This window comes from Streptomyces sp. KPB2 (assembly GCF_003950055.1).
Taxonomy (GTDB): Bacteria; Actinomycetota; Actinomycetes; order Streptomycetales; family Streptomycetaceae; genus Streptomyces; species Streptomyces salinarius.
Genome location: NZ_CP034353.1, coordinates 2,285,690 through 2,304,612, shown reverse-complemented (window position 1 = coordinate 2,304,612; position 18,923 = coordinate 2,285,690). Strand labels below are relative to the sequence as shown.

Here is an 18,923-nt window from a genome sequence, read left to right as displayed (position 1 = left end):
GCCCGTGACGACCATACGAACGGCACGGGACAGTCGGTGGGGAGAGACCTTCGCCCGGCTGAAGGCGATGACCGGCGAGGGGCGGTACGAGGAGGTCGAGGCCGAGGCACGGGCCCTGGCCGCGCTCCCGCGGCGCCCCTGGCGCAGGCGTCCGCCGCACTGGGAGGCGAGGGTGCTGGCCACCGGAGCGGCCGTCATGCACGGCCGAGTGGCCGAGGCGCTGGACGAACTGGACACACTGATCGCGGAACTGGAGCCGGTCGGCCTCAACTCGCGGATGCTGCGACTGATCGCCCGCAGCAACCGCGTGGTCGCCCTGTCCGCCCTGCGACGGTACGCGGAGGCGGAGACCGAGGCGAACGGCGTCCTGGGGGAGCTGAACCAGATCGCCCACCGTGCCCCGGTGGCGGCGCTGGAGATCAACACCCTGGGGCACCTGGCCGTCGTGCTGTGCGGGCTGGGCCGCCACGCGGAGGCGGAGGCAGTCGCCCGCGGCAACCTGCCCCGGGCGAACGGCCCCGCCGTCGGCGTCCTGCACACCACGCTGGCGCGCGGCCTGAACGGGCAGGGCCGCTACGAGGAGGCGCTGGCCGAGCTCCGCCAGGACCTGCCGCAGCCGCCCCGCTACGCCGGCGGGTACCCGGACCTGGTCACCGCCGAGGCCCTGTACGGACTGGGACGCCGCACCGAGGCGGCGGAGGCCGCACGACGGTCGCTGGCCGACTGTGAACGGCGGCTGCACCCGTCCCATCCGCGCACCGGCGAGGCCCGCGCGCTGCTCGCCCGCATCACCGGGGAGGAACCAGGGGCGTGATGCCGGGGGAGGGAACACCGAAGGGCCGGCACAAGGGGGGGAGTGTGTCGGCCCTTCGGTGAACCACCGTCCCGAGTGCCGAGGCGGCCGTCCTGACCGGAACGCCGCGCGCCCCGGGGGGTTTGGGGCGGGCGACCGTCCGATCGGTGAGGAAGCCGGAACCCGCGGGTCCCGGTTGTGTGCGCGAGGCACGACCAGGTCGAAGCTGGGGAGGCCCCGTCCTGATGATCCGCCCACAGTCCCCTGTGGGCGGGTCCATCTCTCATCTGCGTAGAACCTACGGCAGGGGGTGCGCTCAGGACAGGGACATCGGCGTCCTGACATCCACCTCGCACACGTTCTTCACACGCTCTGCCGGTCACTGCGCCAGGCGTGCGAAGCCCAGCTCAGATGCGCGTTCGACCCCTCGCGCAGATGCTCGCCCGCGCCTGGGCGCACGCGCCGGCGCACGGCCGGCTCCCGGTCTCGCGGGCGGCCCCGTCCACGGGATCGCGCATGGCCTCGCGCACGGTCTCGCTCAGATACCGGCGAAGGCCTGCTCGATGATGTCGAGGCCCTCGTTCAGCAGGTCCTCGCCGATCACCAGCGGCGGCAGGAACCGCAGCACGTTGCCGTAGGTGCCGCAGGTCAGGACGAGCAGCCCCTCCTGGTGGCAGGCCTTGGCGAGCGCGGCCGTCGCCTCCGGGTTCGGCTCCTTGGTGTCGCGGTCCTTGACCAGCTCGATCGCGATCATCGCGCCGCGGCCCCGGACGTCGCCGATGACGTCGAACTTCTCCGCCATGGCGGCCAGGCGGGACTTCATGACCGCCTCGATGTTCTTCGCCCTGGCGTTGAGGTCCAGCTCCTTCATCGTCTCGATGGCACCGAGCGCGCCCGCGCAGGCCACCGGGTTGCCGCCGTAGGTGCCGCCGAGGCCGCCGGAGTGCGCGGCGTCCATGATCTCGGCGCGGCCGGTGACGGCGGACAGCGGCAGACCGCCCGCGATGCCCTTCGCCGTCGTGATCAGGTCCGGGACGATGCCCTCGTCCTCGCAGGCGAACCACTGGCCGGTACGGCAGAAGCCGGACTGGATCTCGTCCGCGACGAAGACGATGCCGTTGTCCGAGGCGAACTCGCGGATCGCCGGCAGGAAGCCCTTGGCCGGCTCGATGAAGCCGCCCTCGCCCAGCACCGGCTCGATGATGATCGCGGCCACGTTCTCCGCGCCGACCTGCTTGGTGATCTGGTCGATCGCCTGGGCGGCGGCCTCCGGGCCGGCGTTCTCGGCGCCGGTCGGCCAGCGGTAGCCGTAGGCGACCGGCACGCGGTAGACCTCGGGGGCGAAGGGGCCGAAGCCGTGCTTGTACGGCATGTTCTTCGCGGTCAGGGCCATCGTCAGGTTGGTCCGGCCGTGGTACCCGTGGTCGAAGACGACGACGGCCGGCCGCTTGGTGTACGCACGCGCGATCTTGACGGCGTTCTCGACGGCCTCGGCGCCGCTGTTGAACAGCGCCGACTTCTTGGCGTGGTCGCCCGGCGTCAGCTCGGCCAGCGCCTCGGCGACGGCGACGTAACCCTCGTACGGCGTGACCATGAAACAGGTGTGGGTGAAGTTGGCGAGCTGCGCGGACGCCTTGCGCACGACGGCCTCGGCGGAGGCGCCGACGGAGGTCACCGCGATGCCGGAACCGAAGTCGATCAGACGGTTGCCGTCGACGTCCTCGATGACACCGCCACCGGCGCGCGCCACGAAGACGGGCAGCGTGGAGCCCACACCCTGCGCGACCACGGCCGTACGGCGGGCCTGCAGCTCCTGCGACTTCGGGCCGGGAATGGCGGTGACGACGCGGCGCTCCTGCGGAAGTGCGGTCATGAGGGCTCCTGGGGTCTTGCGCGATCTGCGGGATCTTACGAACGCTTGCCTTCTTTTCTCGCAGGCTAGGACCGGCGAAGTGGGGTGGGCATGCTCCATGTGGGCGTTGTCCGGGCGGCCGGTTGTCCGACATGGACAGGTGGCGCGAGGGGCGACATGTGGACACGTCGACGCGGGCCCGGCCGCGTAAGCGGTGAACTCCCCTTGGGAGCGCGTTAGATTGGCTCGCTGATGGTGGACGGAGCGGCAGGTCAGGGGGCAAGGGCGATGGACGGCGACGGGACCCGGGACGCGCGGGGCACGCATGCGAATCCGGTACCGCGCCCCGCGGGGCCTCCCGAGATGCCCGCGGAGGCGCCGACGGTGCCGCCACGGCCGACGCGGGCGCCGGGGAGCCCGGACGGCTCGGCCTTCCTGACCTGGCTGCGCACGCCGCGTCCGCAGGCACTGCCCGGCGTGTGGCGGTTCGGACACCGGCCGCGGCCCGAGGAGGAGCCCGAGCGGGTGCCGGGCCGGCAGTTGCTGAGCGGTGCGGTGATCGCGTTCCTCGTCGGCTGGCTGGTCTGGTCGCTGCTGTGGAACGGCTACCTCGGCGGCTGGTGGCTGCTTCCCCTCTACGCGATGATCCCGGACTCCTGGGCCGAGCCCCACAGCTTCGCCTCGGTCGTGGTCGTCTACGCCTACTACGTCCTCGTCGCCGGCATCATCATGGTCGCCGTCGGCCGGCTCGGCCGCTGGGGCGAGATCTGGCGGCGCTACGGCCCGCCCGCCTGGCGCGGCGCCGCCACCGCCGGCGCCGGTCCCGCGCCCGCCCCCGAGGAGGACCCCGCCGCCTGGCCCGCCCTGCGCGCCGCCGGTGCCCACGACGCCGCCGAGCGGCTCGCCGCCGAGGCCCGCTCGGGGCTCATGCGGGACGTCGACCACGCCCGCATCGCCCGCGCCTGGCAGGGAGTGCAGCGCGGACGGCACAGCCTGGCCACCTTCACCGGCGCGGTGCTCAGCCACGGCGCCGCCGCCTGCCCGCACCCCTCCGGCGCCCGCGACCTGCCCGTCCGCAGGGCCCGCCACGACCTCGTCACCGGCCAGGTGCGCATCGGCGCGGCCGCCGACGACGCCCGCAACCCCTACGCCTACCGCGGCGCCGGCCTCGCCCTCGGCCCCGATCTGCTCGGCACCTCGCTGCTGGCCGTCGGACCCGCGGGCTCCGGCAAGACCGGCAGCCTGGTGCGCCCGCTCACCGAATCGCTGTGCCTGCACGCGCTCGCCGGCCGCGCCGCCGTCGTCGTGGTCGGCGCGGCGGGCGCGGACCTCGGTCCGGCCGACGCCTACGACGTCGTCGTACGGATCGGCCACCCGGACTCCGTGTACGACCTCGACCTGTACGGCGGCACCACCGACCCCGACGAGGCCGCCGTCGTGCTCGCCGAGGCCCTGGTCGGCGACCTGACCGACCAGCACCAGGGCGGCGACACCCGCCGCTCCACCACCGTCCTCGCCCAGCTGCTCGGCCCCTTCCGCGCGGTCCACGGCCGCTTCCCCGGCGTGCCGGAACTGCGGCAGCTGCTGGAGGGCGCGCCCGGACCGCTGGCCGAGCTGCGCGAAGGGCTGCGCGCGGCCGGGCAGGACTCCCTGCTGCGCGAGCTGGACGCGCGCGAACGGCAGATGGACCGCCCCGGGGACGTCGGCGGCGTCCTGGCCGACCGCGTGGCGCTCCTGGACCGCCCCGCCTTCGCCCCCTTCTTCGACACCTCCGGGCAGTCCCGGCCCTTCTCGCTCAAGGCCCTCGACCACCCGGTGCGGGTCCGTGTCGACCTGCCCCAGCGCGGCCACGCCGACGCCTCCCGCATGCTGGCGCGGCTGGTGCTCGCCCAGTTCACGGCGAGTGTCTCGGTGCGGGAGGACCGGTCGCTGTTCGCCTGCCTGGTGCTGGACGACGCGAGCGGCGTGGTGACCCCGGAGGCGGTACGGGCCGTGCAGCGGCTGCGCTCGGCCGGCGCCGGCGTGGTCCTGACCCTGCGCACCCTGGACGACGTACCGCGCCCCCTGCGCGGGCCGCTGCTCGGGGCCATCGGGTGCCGGATGGCGCTGTCCGGGCTCACCCCCTGGGACGGGCAGGACTTCGCCGAGGTGTGGGGCAAGGAGTGGACCGAGGCCCGCGACGTCACCGACCGGCAGATCATCGCCGAGACCCCGGCCGGCAAGGCCGTGCACATGCTCCGCCGGGTGATCACCGGAAAGGCGCCCACCGCGCGCGCGGTGACCGTCCGCCAGGTCGAGCGGGAACGCTGGTCGGCCTCCGAGCTGGCGCACGCCGTGCCGGCCGGGCATGCCGTGCTGTCGCTGACCAGTGTCAAGGGGGAGCACGCGCCGCCGCTGCTGGTCGACCTGCACGGGTGAGCCCCACGGGCCGGGGCGGGCACCCGGGGACCGTACAGTGAGGCAGAATCGACACAGGTCGTTCATACGCGGCGGCCAAAAGATCACAGCGACTCCACACCGACCCCGCGACCGCCTCACGCCCCCGACGCAGACCCGAAGGCCAAGGCCCCCATGCCCCCGACGCTCGCCTCGCTCGTCCACCACTCGGCGCTCAAGCTGACCGTGCGCGCCGGCGAGGACCGCCTCGACGTGCCGGTGCGCTGGGCCCACGTCAGCGAGCTCGCCGACCCCGTGCCCTACATGGAGGGCGGGGAGCTGTTGCTGATCACCGCCCTCAAGCTGGACGCCGAGGACCCCGAGGTGATGCACCGGTACGTGAAGCGGCTGGTGGGCGCCGGAGTGGTGGGCCTGGGCTTCGCCGTCGGGGTCAACTACGACGACATCCCCCAGGCCCTGGTGGAAGCGGCCCGGCAGGAAGGGCTGCCGCTCCTGGAGGTGCCGCGCCGCACCCCCTTCCTCGCCATCAGCAAGGCCGTCTCCGCCGCCATCGCCGCCGACCAGTACCGCGCGGTCACCGCGGGCTTCGCCGCCCAGCGCGAGCTGACCCGGCGGGCCCTGACCGAGGGCCCGGAGGGCCTGCTGGCCGCGCTCGCCGCCCAGGTCGACGGCTGGGCGGCGCTGTACGACGCCTCGGGCGCCGTCGTCGCCACCGCGCCGGAGTGGGCGGGCCGCAGGGCGGCGCGGCTCACCGCGGACGTGCAACGGCTGCGCGAGCGCCCCGCTCCCGCCTCCTCCGTCGTCGGCGGCACCGGGAACGCCGAGCACCCCGAGAACGCCGACCGGGTCGAGCTGCACTCCCTGGGCACCTCCCGCCGCCCCCGTTCCGCGCTCGCCGTCGGCACGGCCGCCGCCCCCGGCACCGCCGAGCGGTACGCCGTCCACTCCGCCATCGCCCTGCTGACCCTCACCACGGAGCGCTCCCGTTCCCTGCACGAGGCGGGGCTCCGCATCGACGGGGCCGTACTGCGCATGCTGCTGGCCGGCGAACCCGACCACGCGCGCACGGTCGCCGGCGACCTGTACGGCGGCCTGCTGGACGCGCCGTTCCGGATCGCCGTCGCCGAGTCCCCGACGGCCAGGACCAGGGCCTCCACGGCCCCGCAGACCACCGGTGACCCGGGCGGCGAGGCGGGCGGCGACCCCCTCGGCACCCTCACCGAGGTCGTGGAGTCCGCCGCGGCCCGGGCCGGCGAGGCGGTCCTGGTCGTCCCCGAGGGCGAACGCCTGGTGATGCTGGCCACCGACGGGGGCGCGGCCGTCGCCGCCTGCGTCGAGCACGCCTCGGCCCTGGAGGCCGCCCGACCGGCGTCCGAGTCCCTCGCGGGCGGCGACGAGGAGAGCCTGGTCGTCGGTCTGTCGGCACCGTCCGGGCCCATCGCCGCGTCCGCCGCGTACAAGCAGGCCGAACAGGCACTCTCGGTGGCGCGCCGGCGCGGCCGGGTCTGCGTGGAGCACGAGCACCTGGCGGCGGGCTCCGTCCTGCCGCTCCTCGCCGACGACGCGGTACGCGCCTTCGCCGACGGCCTCCTGCGGGCGCTGCACGACCACGACGCCACCGGCCGCGGCGACCTCGTGGCCTCCCTGCGCGCCTGGCTCTCCCGCCACGGCCAGTGGGACGCGGCCGCCGCCGACCTCGGCGTCCACCGCCACACGCTGCGCTACCGGATGCGCCGCGTGGAGGAGATCCTCGGCCGCTCCCTGGACGACCCGGACGTACGCATGGAGCTGTGGCTGGCCCTGAAGGCCACGGCCCCGGACTGACACCCCACCTGGCCACCACGTCGAACACCCCGCCCCCACCACTACACCCCGGACAAACGCCCCCCGCCCCGCCCCGCCCTACCGTGGACCCGCACCCGCAGTCACCACCATCACCCCCAACGCGGAAGGGCCGGGACTCGACAATGACTTCCACCCACGCCTTCTGGCTCGCCGGCCGCCAGGCCACCGGCGAGTCCGGCTTCGACGTCACCTCTCCCTGGGACGGCACCACCGTCGGCACGGTGAGCCTGCCCACCGACGCCCAGGTCGAAGAGGCCGTGGCCGCCGCGTACGCCGTCCGCGAGGACTTCGCCGCCACCCCCGCCCACACCCGCGCCGCCGCGCTCGACCACGTCAGCCGCCGCCTCGTGGAGCGCACCGAGGAGATCGCCCGGCTGATCTCCGCCGAGAACGGCAAGCCGATCAAGTGGGCCCGCGGCGAGGTCGGCCGCGCGGTCTCCGTGTTCCGCTTCGCCGCCGAGGAGGCCCGCCGCTTCAACGGCGGCGAGGCCCAGCGCCTCGACACGGACGCCGGCGGTCAGGGCCGTCTCGCCCTCACCCGCCGCTTCCCGAAGGGCGTCGTCCTCGGCATCGCGCCCTTCAACTTCCCCCTCAACCTGTGCGCCCACAAGATCGCCCCCGCGATCGCGGCCGGCGCCCCCATCATCCTCAAGCCGGCCCCCGCCACCCCGCTCTCCGGCCTGATCCTCGGCGAGCTGCTCGCCGAGACCGAGCTGCCCGCCGGCTCCTGGAGCATCCTCCCGGTCCCCAACGACCGCATGCCCGCCCTCGTCCAGGACGAGCGCCTCCCGGTCATCTCCTTCACCGGCTCGGAGACCGTCGGCTACGCGATCATGGACTCGGTGCCCCGCAAGCACTGCACCCTGGAGCTGGGCGGCAACGGCGCGGCCGTCGTCCTCGGGGACTGGGCGAGCGACGAGGACCTGGACCGGGCCGCGACCCGCATCGCGACCTTCTCCAACTACCAGGGCGGCCAGTCCTGCATCTCCGTGCAGCGCGTCATCGCCGACGCCGCCGTCTACGACCGCCTGCTGCCCCGCATCGTCGCCGCCGTCGAGGCCCAGGTCACCGGCGACCCGAACGACGACGCGACGGACGTCGGCCCGCTGGTCAGCGAGGCCGCCGCCGAACGCGTGGAGGCGTGGGTGCGGGAGGCCGTCGACGCGGGCGCGAAGCTCCTCACCGGCGGCAAGCGCGACGGCGCCTCCTACGCGCCGACGGTCCTCGCCGACCTGCCCGCCGACACCACCCTCGCCCGCGAGGAGGTCTTCGGCCCGGTGCTCAGCGTGCAGAAGGTCTCCGGCGAGGCCGAGGCCTTCGCCGCCGTCAACGACTCCAAGTACGGCCTCCAGGCGGGCGTGTTCACCCACGACCTCCAGGCCGCCTTCCGCGCCCACCGCGCCTTGGAGGTCGGCGGCGTGGTCATCGGCGACGTCCCCTCCTACCGCGCCGACCAGATGCCGTACGGCGGCGCCAAGCAGTCCGGCGTCGGCCGCGAGGGCGTGCGCTTCGCGATGGACGACTACACCTACGAGCGGGTGCTGGTCCTCACGGGGCTGGCCCTCTGACAGCGGTCCACACCCCGCCCCGTCAGGCGCCGGGGGCGGCCGGCCGGTGCGCGGGCGGGAGCCGCGGCCCCACGGTGCGGCAGCCCGCCGTACGCCCCGCCAGCAGGTCCCGCAGCGTCGCGTACGAGTGGTCCCACGACCACTCGTACGCGGCCCGTCGGCGCCCCGCGTCGCCCATGGCCCGGGCGAGCCGGGGATCGCGCAGGAGCCTGATCAGCCGGTCCGCCGTCGCCGCGACCGAACGGCCGTCGACGACGTACCCGGTCTCGCCCTCGCGCACCGTGTCGGGCGCGCCGCCCGAGTCGCCCGCGACCACCGGCAGCCCGGAGGCGGCGGCCTCCAGGTACACGATGCCCAGGCCCTCCACCTCCAGACCGGCCCTGCGCGTACGACAGGGCATCGCGAAGGCGTCGGCGGCGGCGTAGAACGCCGGGAGCGCGTGGTGGGGATGGCCGCCGGCGAAGAAGACCGCGTCCAGAACGCCCTCCCGCAGGGCCAGTTGCCGGAGCCCGGGGCCGTAGGGGCCGTCACCGACCAGCAGCAGTACGGCGTCCGGGACCGCCCTGCGTACCCAGGGCAGCGCCCTGATCAGGGTGTCCTGGCCCTTGCGCGGGACCAGCCGGGCCGCGCACAGGACCACGGGACGGTGTCCCAGGCCGTACCTCGTGCGGACCGGGGTGCCGTCGACGGCCGGATGGAAGGCCCCGGTGTCCACGCCGGGGACCAGGCGGGCGGTCCGGGTGCCGGGGGCGAGTGCCGCCTCGATCGGGCCCCGGGTGCTGTCGCCCAGCCAGGTCAGCGTGTCCACCCGGGTGCCGATGCGGCGCAACAGGCTCCGGGGTCCCGGAACGCGGGCCCACCACACCTCGTGGCCGTGGGTGGTGGCGACGACGGTGCGGATCCCCGCCGTACGGCGCAGTCGTCCCGCCATCAGCGCGAGGGGCGCCGCCGCGCCGAACCACACCCGGTCGCAGCCGTACCGGCGGGCCACCTCCGCGGCGTGCGCGGTCGCGCGCGGGGTGGGCAGAAGGGTGCGGGCCGGGTGGCGGACCACCGGGTGGCGGGAGCGGGCGCCGTGATCCGTCGGGGCCGTCGGCGTGGAGGTGAGGACGACCACCTCGTCGGGCGGGAAGCGGTCGGCCAGCTCCCGGACGAAGGTCTCGATGCCGCCCTGCCGGGGCGGGAAGTCGTTGGTGACGATCAGCGTGCGGCCACCGGTGCGGGCGTCGTCGGTCATGCGGGGTTCCTCTCGACGGGGCGGCCGGTGACCTCGGTGTCGCGGTGTCCCGCCCCGTGCGCCAGGGCCGCCAGCACCATCGGGTAGACCAGGTAGCCGAAGCGCGTCGCCGGCATCAGGACCGTCGCCAGGCCCACACCGAGGGCGAGCCGCCCGGCCGCCGCCCGAAGGGTCTCCGGCGGGCGTACCGCGAGCGAGACACCGGTCAGCAGCGCGCCGACCGCCAGGAGGGCGAGCGTGATCACCGTGCCGCCGGGGACGTGCGCCGCGAGCAGGTGACCGGGCAGCGGGCTGTCGGCGGGCGAGGCGGTGGCGGTGAGCCCGAACGGGAAGGCGACGACGTTCCGGAAGAAGCCGGCGGGATCGATGAGCGCGAAGGGCAGGACCACCGCCGCCCCGGTGCCCAGGCACGTGCCCGCACACCGCAGCGCGGGCCGGCCGCCCTGCCGTACGGCGATCAGCGCCAGGGCCACGGGCAGCGCGAGCCAGCCCGTCCACTTCAGGGCGGCGGCGGCTCCGAGCGCGAGACCGGCCCCGCCCGCGCGACCCCGCCCGGCCTGTGCGAGGCCCAGGCACATCAGTCCCGCCACCGGCAGGTCGACGCCGCCCACCGCGAGAGGCAGCGCGACCAGGGGGCAGGCGAGCAGCGGTCCGGCACGGCGCACCCCGGCGGCGACGAGGGCGCCGAGGAACGCGCCGCCCGTCCACCAGCGCGGATCACCCGGCAGGACGCCGAAGAGCGCCATCCCCGGCAGGTAGGGGTTGAAGTCGCCCACGGCCGCGGGGGCCGTGACGTACGGGCTTCCGGTGGCGGCCAGCAGGTGCCCGGACCGCTCGACCACGGCCACTTCGGACTGCCCGAGCCCCGCCGCCACCAGGCCGACGAGCGGCAGTACCACGCTCCCCGCGACCGCCACCGCGCGAGCCGCCCGGAGCGGCCCGGAGCCCCGGGCAAGGAGCGCCGCGAGCGCGTACCCCGCCCCGGCCGACCATCCCCACACCCGGTGCGTCGCCGGGCCGGAGACCAGCGCGAAGCCCGTCGCCGCCACCGCGCACCCGGCCCACACATACCGTTCGACGGGCCGCGGTGCGCACCCGGCGACCCGTTCCCCAAAGGTCTTCCCCATGTCCGTCGACGCTAGGAATCCGCAGTTCGCAAGGCGTCAACCGAGGCTCCGCACCCGGGACTCAACCCGTGGTACGACATCCGCACCGAGACTCCACCCGAGCGGTGACGCGCCCCTCGGCCACGGCCGGGATCATGGAGGGATGAGGACGTCGCCCCAACAGCGGCTGCGCGAGTGGATCGCGGCACCCGCCTACCCCTGGGTCACCGGCGGCGCCGTCACGGCGGGCGCGGTCGTGGAACTGATCGCCATCCCGGGCGGTGTGACGACCACCGTCGGAGCGCTGGTGTCCGCGGCCTCGCTGATGTGGCGGCGCTCCTTCCCGCCCGTCGCGATGCTCACGGTCGCGGCGGGGCTGATCGGCTTCGCCGGTGACGTCAACCTGTATGTCTCGATCATGGTGAGCGGACTGACCGGCTGCTACTCGCTGGGCCGCAACCGGGTGCTGCACCCGGCCCTCACCGTCGCGGGCGGCGCGCTCGGCGCGCTGTGCGTCAACCTGGTCCACATCAACACCTGGTCGCGGATGGACCTGCCGGTGCCGGCGCTGTGGGAGAAGGGGTCGCTGAGCCTGTTCGCCGAGTCGTTCCTGCTCACCGTGGTCGTCTTCGGGGCGGTGATGATGGGCGACGCGGTCCGCTCCCGGGAGGAGACGCGCATCGAACGCGGCCTGGCACAGGCGAAGTTGATCGCGATGGAGCGGCAGCAGGCCGCCGAGGCGGAACGCGCGGCGATCGCCCGCGAACTGCACGACATCGTGTCCCACTCGGTGTCGATGATCGCGGTCCAGGCCGAGAGCGCCACGTACACCACGCCCGGACTCACCCCAGCGGCCCGCGACGGCTTCCAGCAGATCGCCGGCACGGCCCGCTCCTCGATGGCCGAACTGCGGCGCCTGCTCGGCGTCCTGCGCACGCCCCAGGACGGCACCGGCCCCGCCACCCTCACCGCACCGCAGCCCACGCTCGATCACCTCGCCGAACTGGTCGAGCAGCACCGGGCGGTGGGCGGCACGGCCGAGTTGCGGATCACCGGCGAGCGGGTGCCGCTGCCCGCCGCGTGGGAGCTGTCCGCCTACCGGATCGCGCAGGAGGCGCTGACCAACGCGCGCAAGCACGCCCCCGGCGCCCGTACGGTGGTCGAGGTCGACTACGGCGCCGACCGGCTGCTCACCCTCCGCGTCCGCGACGACGGTCCCGGCACCGGGCCCGGCTCTTCCGTCGGCGGCACCGGACACGGCCTGACCGGAATGCGCGAGCGGGCCGCCCTGGTCGGCGGCCGGCTCAGCGCGGGGGCGGGCCCGGACGGCGGCTTCCTGGTGGAGGCGGAGCTGCCGTGGGGGAGCGGGCGAGCAGTGGGGGACGAGCAGGGGAGCCGCGCGTGATCAGGGCACTGGTCGCCGACGACCAGGCGGTCGTCCGCACCGGCTTCGTGAACCTCCTGGCCACCCAGGAGGACATCGAGGTCGTCGCCGAGGCGGAGGACGGGGTGCGGGCGGTGCTGGCGGCCCGCGAGACCCGGCCCGACCTCGCGCTCCTGGACATCCGGATGCCGCACAAGAACGGCATCGACGCGGCCCGCGAGATCCTGGCCGCCTCCGGCGGCGCCACGAAGGTGCTGATGCTGACCACCTTCGGCCTCGACGAGTACGTGTACGACGCGCTCGCGGCCGGCGCGGGCGGCTTCCTGCTCAAGGACGCCACGTTCCCCGAACTGCTGCACGCCGTACGGGTGGTGGCGAGCGGCAACGCCCTTCTGTCGCCGGAGATCACCAAGCGGCTGATCGCCGAGTTCGTGCACGCGCGCGGTTCGCGGCTGCCCGTCCCCGCGGCCGCCGACCTCACCGCCCGGGAGACGGAGGTGCTGACCCTGATCGCGCGGGGCCTGTCCAACGCGGAGATCGCGGCACGCCTCACCATCACCGACCACACCGTGAAGACCCACATCAACCGGCTCTTCGCCAAGCTGGAGCTGCGCGACCGCGCCCAGGCGGTGATCGTCGCCTACGAGCTGGGCCTGGTCAGAGCGGGGCGTGAGTCGGGGGCCCGGTACCGGTAGTTCTTGGCCACCGGTGCCGGGCCCCGTCCCCGTGCCGGACCTCTCCGGACCCTCAACCGGAGAAGCCGACGTGCGCGAGCCGCAGTGCGCCGCGCAGTCTGATGCGGAGGTCGTGGACGCCCCCGGCGGTGAAGGCGCCGTCCAGCTCCGTGTAGTCGTACGGCCCCGCGGCCGGCGCGGACGGCGAGAGGGCCGGCGTCCACGCGCCGCCGTCGGGGGCCATCTCGACGGTGCCGGTGCCCGCGACCGACAGGGTCGTCCTCGTCACGCCGGTGCCGAAGTCGCAAGAGCGGTAGAGCAGTTCGCCCGTTCCGCCGGCCGCCGGCGTCACCGCGTCGCCCGCCGTCTTCGTCCGGTCGACGATCTGCGTGCCGCTCTGCTCGTCGAAGTCGGCCGCCTCCAGGCCGCGTTCGCCGACCGGGCGGGGTGCGGCCGGCTCGCCGTCGAGGGTGAGGGTCGTCGACAGGCGCACGTCCTCGCTGGAGGCGCCCACCAGCAGGGCGTACGGGCCCGGCTCCAGCCGCCACCGGCCGTGTGCGACGTCCCAGAACGCGAGGGCGGACAGCGGAACCTCGAAGGCGACCCGCGTCGACGCGCCCGGGGCGAGGGTGAACCGGCGGTGGGCCAGGAGCTCGCGGCGCGGACGCGGAACCGAGGGGGCCTCGGCGCGGACGTAGAGCTGGGCCACCTCGTCGGCGGCGACCTCACCGGTGTTGGTGACGGTGAAGGACACCGACACCGTCCGGTCCCCGACCTCCGCCGCCAGGTCCGCGTAGCCGAACGACGCGTAGGACAGGCCGTGTCCGAAGGGGAACAGCGGCGTCCCCTCGAAGTACAGGTAGGTCTGGCGGCCGCCGATCACGTCGTAGTCGAGGAGGTCGGGGAGGTCGGCGTCGTCGGCGTACCAGGTCTGCGGGAGCCGGCCCGCCGGGGAGACGTCGCCCGCGAGGACCCGGGCCAGTGCGGTGCCGGCCGCCTGGCCGCCGTGCGCGGTCCACAGCACCGCCGGGAGCGTCCCGGCGTCGACCGCGTACGGGTAGGCGGACACCAGCGCGAGCACGGTCGCCGGGTTGGCGGCCCGGGCCGCGCGCAGCAGCCGTTCCTGCTGGCCGGGCAGGCGCAGCGTCGTACGGTCCTCGGTCTCGCGGCCGTTGATGTGCGGGTCGTTGCCCGCGATCACGACGACCACGTCCGCCGCCGACGCCACCCGCCTCACCGCGTCCTCGCCGCGCTCGACGACCGTCAGCCCGAAGACTTCGGCGTCCGCGTCGTCCGCGGCAACCTTCACGCCGTCGGCGGCGACCTGGACCGGACGACCCGTTCCCGTGTGCCTCAGGAGGTGACCGTTCTCGTGCGGTTCCAGCCGGAACGTCTCCTGCACGACCCAGCCGCCGGGCTGGTCGGCGGAGGCGCGCACGTAGCCGTCCTCGGCGACCGACAGGTAGCGGCCGTCGGGCGCGCGCAGGGTGAGCACGCCCTCGCCCCAGTCGATCAGCGCCAGTTCGGTGCCGGTGGCGTCGGTGGTCAGGGGCGGCAGGTCGGTGCGGCCGGCGAGCAGGGCCGGGTCGAGGGCGCCCTCAGCGGCGCGCGCCCCGTCGGGGACGTCGTCCGAGGGCAGGACGTGCAGGAACGTGCCGTCGGCCGTACGCAGCCTGACCCGGTCCACGCCCTCCGCGAAGCTCACGCGGTCGGCGCCGAACCGCTCGTACAGGCCCTCCAGCGGGGTCGAGCGATGGAGGAGCGTGCCGCTGTACCAGTCGAGCTTGCACTCGTCGGCGAGCAGTCCGACGACGGCGACGCGGGTGCCGGGGGCCAGGGGCAGCACGCCGTCGTTCTTGAGCAGGACGACCGCCTGTTCGGCCGCCTCCCGGGCGAGCGCCCGGTGCTCCGGCGTGTCGAAGTGACTCTCCTTCGCGTACGGGTCGTGCTCCGGGTCGAACTCGCCGAGCCGGAAGCGGACCGACAACTGCCGCCGCACCGCCGCGTCCACGTCCGCCTCCGTCAGCAGACCCTGCGCCAGGGCGCCCCGGACCCGCGCGACGATCTTCGAGGAGTCCGTGCCGTGGTCGGTGAAGCTGTCCACCCCGGCCCGCAGCGCGGCGGCGGTCGCCTCCTCGTGGGTGTCGAAGTAGTGCTCCGAGTCGACCAGGTTGGAGGGCGCGCCCGCGTCCGAGCAGACCAGCAGGTCCTCCTCCGTCCAGGTGCGCAGGTGCCGGCCGAGGTGGGGGGAGAGGTGGTTGGGGCGGCCGTTGACCAGGTTGTAGGCCGGCATCACCCCGGCCACCGCGCCCGCCTCGACCGTTTCGCGGAAGGCCCGCAGGTCGTACTCGTGCAGGACGCGCGGGCGGACGGAGGACGAGGAAGTGTCCCGCGCCGTCTCGTTGTTGTGCGCGAGCCAGTGCTTGAGCACGGGCGCGGTGCGCCAGTACGCCGGGTCGTCGCCGCGCAGCCCCCGGGTGTAGGCGGTGGCGATGGCGGAGGTCAGCTTCGGGTCCTCGGAGTAGCCCTCCTCGTTGCGGCCCCACAGGGGGTGGCGCAGCAGGTTCACCGTCGGGGACCAGACGTTGAGGCCCACGCGCTCGTCCCGCGCGCGCATCGCCCGGGCCTCCCTGGACACCGCCTCGCCGACCCGGCGCACGAGGTCCTCGTTCCAGGTGGCGCCGAGCCCCACGGCCTGCGGGAACACGGTCGCCGGGCCCATCCAGGCCACGCCGTGCAGCGCCTCCTGGCCGGTACGGAAGGCGGCGATGCCGAGACGCTCGACCGCGGGCGCGAACTGGTGCAGGAAGGCGGTCTTCTCGTCGAGCGTGAGCCGCGACATCAGGTCGTCGACGCGCTTCGCGAACGGCAGTCGCGGATCACGGAACGGCGGCGTGGGTGCGGTCACGTGGAGGTCCCCTTGCGATGGAGCGGGTAGGACGTCGAAGCGCTTCGATGCTCCGTGCAGCCCTGGGCACGTGTCAAGACGTCGCGCTCGATCACGCTCCTGCCCCGGCCCAACTTCAACTTGATGAGGAGGAGTGTGGTCAAGACCTCTCCTCGCGCCGCCGAACAGGAATCTTGGGGACGACCCTTGTGCCCCCCGAGGGGTTAACTTAACCTCGCTGCAACATCGAAGCGCTTCGACACGAACTGGTCCCAGTTCCCTCAAGACACCGCACCCGACGGCCGCCGTCGGGTCTCCGGTGCGCCACGAAGGCACGAAGGGTTGACGCACATGACGCCGAACGCCGCCTCCGGTCCCAGCCGGAGAAGTTTCCTCGCCTCCACCGCGGTCGCCACCGCAGCGGTGGCCGGAGGGGTGCCGCTGCTCTCCGCCTGCGGCGGATCCGACGGAGGCTCGCGCGACGGCACCACGTCGGGCAAGGACGCCAAGAAGATCCTCCCGGCGTACGTGGCGAGCAACGTGGTCGCGCCCGACATCCCCAGCAAGAACGGTTCCGCGGTCGGCTTCACCGGCAAGCTCGACCTGGCGGACCTGAAGACCTCGGTGCCGAAGAAGCTCGGCAAGGGCGGCAAGGTCACCGTCATGTCGCCCTTCTGGGGCTCGCCGCCCAAGGACGGCAACGCCTACTACACGTCGATGAACGACCTCATAGGCGTCGACGTGGTCTGGCAGAACCAGGACGGCAACACCTACGACCAGAAGCTCGGCGCCGTCCTCGCCTCCAGCGAGGTGCCCGACGTCGTGGTCGTGCCCGGCTGGAACATGACCGGCAAGATCCCCAGCGCCATCATCGGCAAGTTCGCCGACCTCGGCCCCTACCTCTCCGGCGACGCGGTCAAGGAGTACCCGAACCTCGCCGCGATCCCCACCGACGCCTGGCAGCGGTCCATCTTCGGCGACAAGCTGCGCGGCCTGCCCATGCCCTCCTCCTACGTCACCGGCATCGTGCCGCTCTACCGCCGGGACGTCTTCGAGAAGGAGGGGTACGAAGTGCCCCGCTCGTGCGACGAGTTCATGGCCCTGGCCAAGGACGCCACCAGCGCCAAGGCCAAGCGCTGGGCCTGCCTGGACATGAAGTGGACCGCCTTCAACGCCTTCGGGGTGCTCTCCGGCAACGAGAAGTCCCTCGGCTGGAACGAGACCGACGGCAAGCTGATCTACCGCATCGAGACCGACGAGTACCTCGAAGCCCTGGAATGGACGCGCAAGCTGTTCGCCGCCGGCGTCGTCCACCCCGACGCCAAGCTCGGCAAGTCCAACGCCGCCGACCCCGGGCCCAAGTTCGCCGCCGGTGAGTTCCTGATCTACAACCAGGACATGTCGCAGTGGTGGAGCCGCACCGCCGAACAGGCCACCCAGAACCCCGAGTTCGAGATCTGGGGCATGGACATCTGGGGTCACGACGGCGGCGCCCCCACGCTCTGGGCGCAGAACCCGGCGGGCATCTTCGCCTTCGTCAACAAGAAGGCATCCGAGTCCGTGATCCGCGACGTGCTGGCCGTCGCCAACGTCACCGCGGCGCCGTACGGCACCAAGGAGTACATGGCCACCAACTACGGCGTGGAGGGCACCCACTACACCGTCAAGGACGGCGTCCCGACCAAGACCGACCAGGGCAACATCGACGTGATGAACGCCTACGTGATGGTGGCGAGCCCCGCCGCGACCATCGCCCACCCCGACTTCCCCCAGGTCGCCAAGGGACAGGTCGAGTGGCAGCAGCGCATGGGCGCCGTCACCAGGAAGCCGTCGTTCTACGGCATGCAGATCACCGAACCGGCCCGCTGGACCAACCTCTCCAACGACTTCGAGCAGCTGGAGGACGACGTCGTCCGCGGCCGCAAGAAGATCAGCGACGTGCAGCAGGCAGTCTCCGACTGGAAGAGCAAGGGCGGGGACAAGCTCCGCGACTGGTACCGGAAGATCCTCGACGAGAACGGACCGGCGGCCGGCTGACCGGGTACCGAGGCAAGGAGAACCGCCGTGTCCCACAGCACGGTGCCTCGGACCGACACCGAGGCCGAAGAAGGCAAGAAGAACCCTCCGAAGGCGCACGGCGGCGACACCGCGGCCCCCGGCAGACCGCCCACCGGCAGGCTGAGCCTGCGGCTGAGGTTCCGGCGCGACCGCGTCCTGCTGCTGATGACCCTGCCGGCCGTCGTGCTGCTGCTGGTCTTCAACTACGTGCCGATCCTCGGCAACGTCGTCGCCTTCCAGGAGTACGACCCCTACCTCAGCGACAACGGCGTCGTCTCCATCGTGCACAGCCCGTGGGTGGGCCTGGAGAACTTCCAGCGGATCTTCGAGGACTCCGCCTTCTGGAACGCGGTCCAGAACACCCTCGTGCTCTTCGTCCTCCAGCTCCTGCTGTACTTCCCCGTCCCCATCCTGCTCGCGCTGCTCATCAACAGCGTGGTCAGGCCCCGGGTCCGGGCGATCTCGCAGGCCATCCTCTACCTACCGCACTTCTTCTCGTGGGTGCTGGTCGTCGCCGTCTTCCAGCAGCTCCTCGGCGGTGCCGGGCTCCTCTCCCAGCTGCTGCGGCAGCACGGGTACGACGGGCTCGACATCATGACCGACCCCGAGACCTTCAAGTTCCTGATCACCGCGCAGAGCGTGTGGAAGGACGCCGGCTGGGGGATCATCGTCTTCCTCGCCGCCCTCGCCTCGGTCAGCCCCGACCTGTACGAGGCGGCCGCGATGGACGGCGCGAACCGCTGGCGCCGCATGTGGCACGTCACCCTGCCCGCCCTGCGCCCGGTCGTCGCCCTGCTCCTCGTGCTCCGCGTCGGTGACGCCCTCACCGTCGGATTCGAGCAGATCCTCCTGCAACGCGGCGCCGTGGGACCCGGCGCCGCGGAGGTCCTGGACACCTTCGTGTGGTGGAACGGCGTACGCAACCAGGACTTCGGCTACGCGGCCGCCGCCGGCCTCGTCAAGGGCGTCATCAGCCTCGGCCTGGTCCTCGCGGCCAACAAGGTGGCCCACCTCATGGGCGAGCAGGGGGTGTACAAGAAGTGACCGCCGTACCCGAAGCGACCGCCGTACGAGAGACGACGACACCCGCGGCCGGCGCACCGGCGCGCCCGCCCCGCCGGT

Annotated in this window: 12 protein-coding genes; 8 read left to right on the top strand and 4 right to left on the bottom strand. The window is 73.6% G+C overall.

Annotated elements, in window-relative coordinates; genetic code table 11:
- The first annotated feature begins 4 nt into the window (after positions 1-4).
- Complete coding sequence (locus D1J63_RS09820; protein ID WP_240798801.1) at positions 5-814, top strand: tetratricopeptide repeat protein; 810 nt, start codon at positions 5-7, stop codon at positions 812-814.
- A gap of 517 nt (positions 815-1,331) precedes the next feature.
- Here D1J63_RS09820 and gabT read toward each other — a convergent pair.
- On the bottom strand, positions 1,332-2,666 hold the full coding sequence (gene gabT, locus D1J63_RS09810; RefSeq protein WP_125628603.1) for a 4-aminobutyrate--2-oxoglutarate transaminase: 1,335 nt from the start codon (positions 2,664-2,666) through the stop codon (positions 1,332-1,334).
- Positions 2,667-2,933: 267 nt separating this feature from the next.
- Between gabT and D1J63_RS09805 the strand changes: the two genes are divergently transcribed.
- The 3 genes from D1J63_RS09805 to D1J63_RS09795 all read left to right on the top strand — a co-directional run bounded on the left by D1J63_RS09805 (position 2,934) and on the right by D1J63_RS09795 (position 8,455).
- Positions 2,934-5,063 (top strand): ATP-binding protein, encoded by a 2,130-nt coding sequence (locus D1J63_RS09805; RefSeq protein ID WP_125628602.1) that lies wholly within the window; start codon positions 2,934-2,936, stop codon positions 5,061-5,063.
- Positions 5,064-5,216: 153 nt separating this feature from the next.
- Positions 5,217-6,866, top strand: coding sequence for a PucR family transcriptional regulator (locus tag D1J63_RS09800; protein WP_125628601.1), 1,650 nt, complete (start codon positions 5,217-5,219; stop codon positions 6,864-6,866).
- A 143-nt stretch (positions 6,867-7,009) separates the two neighbouring features.
- Positions 7,010-8,455: an aldehyde dehydrogenase family protein gene (locus D1J63_RS09795; protein ID WP_102928002.1), complete on the top strand. Its 1,446-nt coding sequence runs from the start codon at positions 7,010-7,012 to the stop codon at positions 8,453-8,455.
- 22 nt (positions 8,456-8,477) lie between these two features.
- Here D1J63_RS09795 and D1J63_RS09790 read toward each other — a convergent pair whose 3' ends face one another.
- Both D1J63_RS09790 and D1J63_RS09785 read right to left on the bottom strand, forming a co-directional pair.
- Positions 8,478-9,692, bottom strand: coding sequence for a glycosyltransferase family 4 protein (locus D1J63_RS09790; protein ID WP_125628600.1), 1,215 nt, complete (start codon positions 9,690-9,692; stop codon positions 8,478-8,480).
- The gene (locus D1J63_RS09785; RefSeq protein ID WP_125628599.1) at positions 9,689-10,819 is read right to left on the bottom strand and encodes a glycosyltransferase 87 family protein; all 1,131 of its coding nucleotides are present in this window, start codon (positions 10,817-10,819) and stop codon (positions 9,689-9,691) included. Before D1J63_RS09785 ends, D1J63_RS09790 begins: the two co-directional genes overlap by 4 nt.
- A gap of 142 nt (positions 10,820-10,961) precedes the next feature.
- Here D1J63_RS09785 and D1J63_RS09780 point away from each other — a divergent pair, with 142 nt between their 5' ends.
- Together D1J63_RS09780 and D1J63_RS09775 are read left to right on the top strand one after the other, a co-directional pair.
- Complete coding sequence (locus D1J63_RS09780) at positions 10,962-12,203, top strand: histidine kinase (RefSeq protein ID WP_125628598.1); 1,242 nt, start codon at positions 10,962-10,964, stop codon at positions 12,201-12,203.
- Positions 12,200-12,877 (top strand): response regulator transcription factor, encoded by a 678-nt coding sequence (locus tag D1J63_RS09775; protein WP_164712776.1) that lies wholly within the window; start codon positions 12,200-12,202, stop codon positions 12,875-12,877. Before D1J63_RS09780 ends, D1J63_RS09775 begins: the two co-directional genes overlap by 4 nt.
- Before the next feature lie 52 nt (positions 12,878-12,929).
- Here the strand turns inward: D1J63_RS09775 and D1J63_RS09770 are convergent, their stop codons facing one another.
- Entirely contained in the window at positions 12,930-15,764 is a 2,835-nt protein-coding gene (locus D1J63_RS09770) for a glycoside hydrolase family 3 C-terminal domain-containing protein (RefSeq protein ID WP_125628596.1), read from the bottom strand.
- Positions 15,765-16,094: 330 nt separating this feature from the next.
- On the opposite strand from D1J63_RS09770, the gene D1J63_RS09760 reads away from it, so the two are divergent.
- Together D1J63_RS09760 and D1J63_RS09755 are read left to right on the top strand one after the other, a co-directional pair.
- Complete coding sequence (locus D1J63_RS09760; protein WP_125628595.1) at positions 16,095-17,780, top strand: extracellular solute-binding protein; 1,686 nt, start codon at positions 16,095-16,097, stop codon at positions 17,778-17,780.
- Positions 17,781-17,807: 27 nt separating this feature from the next.
- On the top strand, positions 17,808-18,845 hold the full coding sequence (locus D1J63_RS09755) for an ABC transporter permease subunit (RefSeq protein WP_125628594.1): 1,038 nt from the start codon (positions 17,808-17,810) through the stop codon (positions 18,843-18,845).
- Positions 18,846-18,923: the final 78 nt, after the last annotated feature.

What these genes read in the sequence shown, in the direction of transcription:
- gabT (WP_125628603.1), bottom strand. Translation starts at nt 2,666, where the DNA reads ATGACCGCACTTCCGCAGGAGCGCCGCGTCGTCACCGCCATTCCCGGC.
- D1J63_RS09805 (WP_125628602.1), top strand. Translation starts at nt 2,934, where the DNA reads ATGGACGGCGACGGGACCCGGGACGCGCGGGGCACGCATGCGAATCCG.
- D1J63_RS09800 (WP_125628601.1), top strand. Translation starts at nt 5,217, where the DNA reads ATGCCCCCGACGCTCGCCTCGCTCGTCCACCACTCGGCGCTCAAGCTG.
- D1J63_RS09795 (WP_102928002.1), top strand. Translation starts at nt 7,010, where the DNA reads ATGACTTCCACCCACGCCTTCTGGCTCGCCGGCCGCCAGGCCACCGGC.
- D1J63_RS09790 (WP_125628600.1), bottom strand. Translation starts at nt 9,692, where the DNA reads ATGACCGACGACGCCCGCACCGGTGGCCGCACGCTGATCGTCACCAAC.
- D1J63_RS09785 (WP_125628599.1), bottom strand. Translation starts at nt 10,819, where the DNA reads ATGGGGAAGACCTTTGGGGAACGGGTCGCCGGGTGCGCACCGCGGCCC.
- D1J63_RS09780 (WP_125628598.1), top strand. Translation starts at nt 10,962, where the DNA reads ATGAGGACGTCGCCCCAACAGCGGCTGCGCGAGTGGATCGCGGCACCC.
- D1J63_RS09760 (WP_125628595.1), top strand. Translation starts at nt 16,095, where the DNA reads ATGACGCCGAACGCCGCCTCCGGTCCCAGCCGGAGAAGTTTCCTCGCC.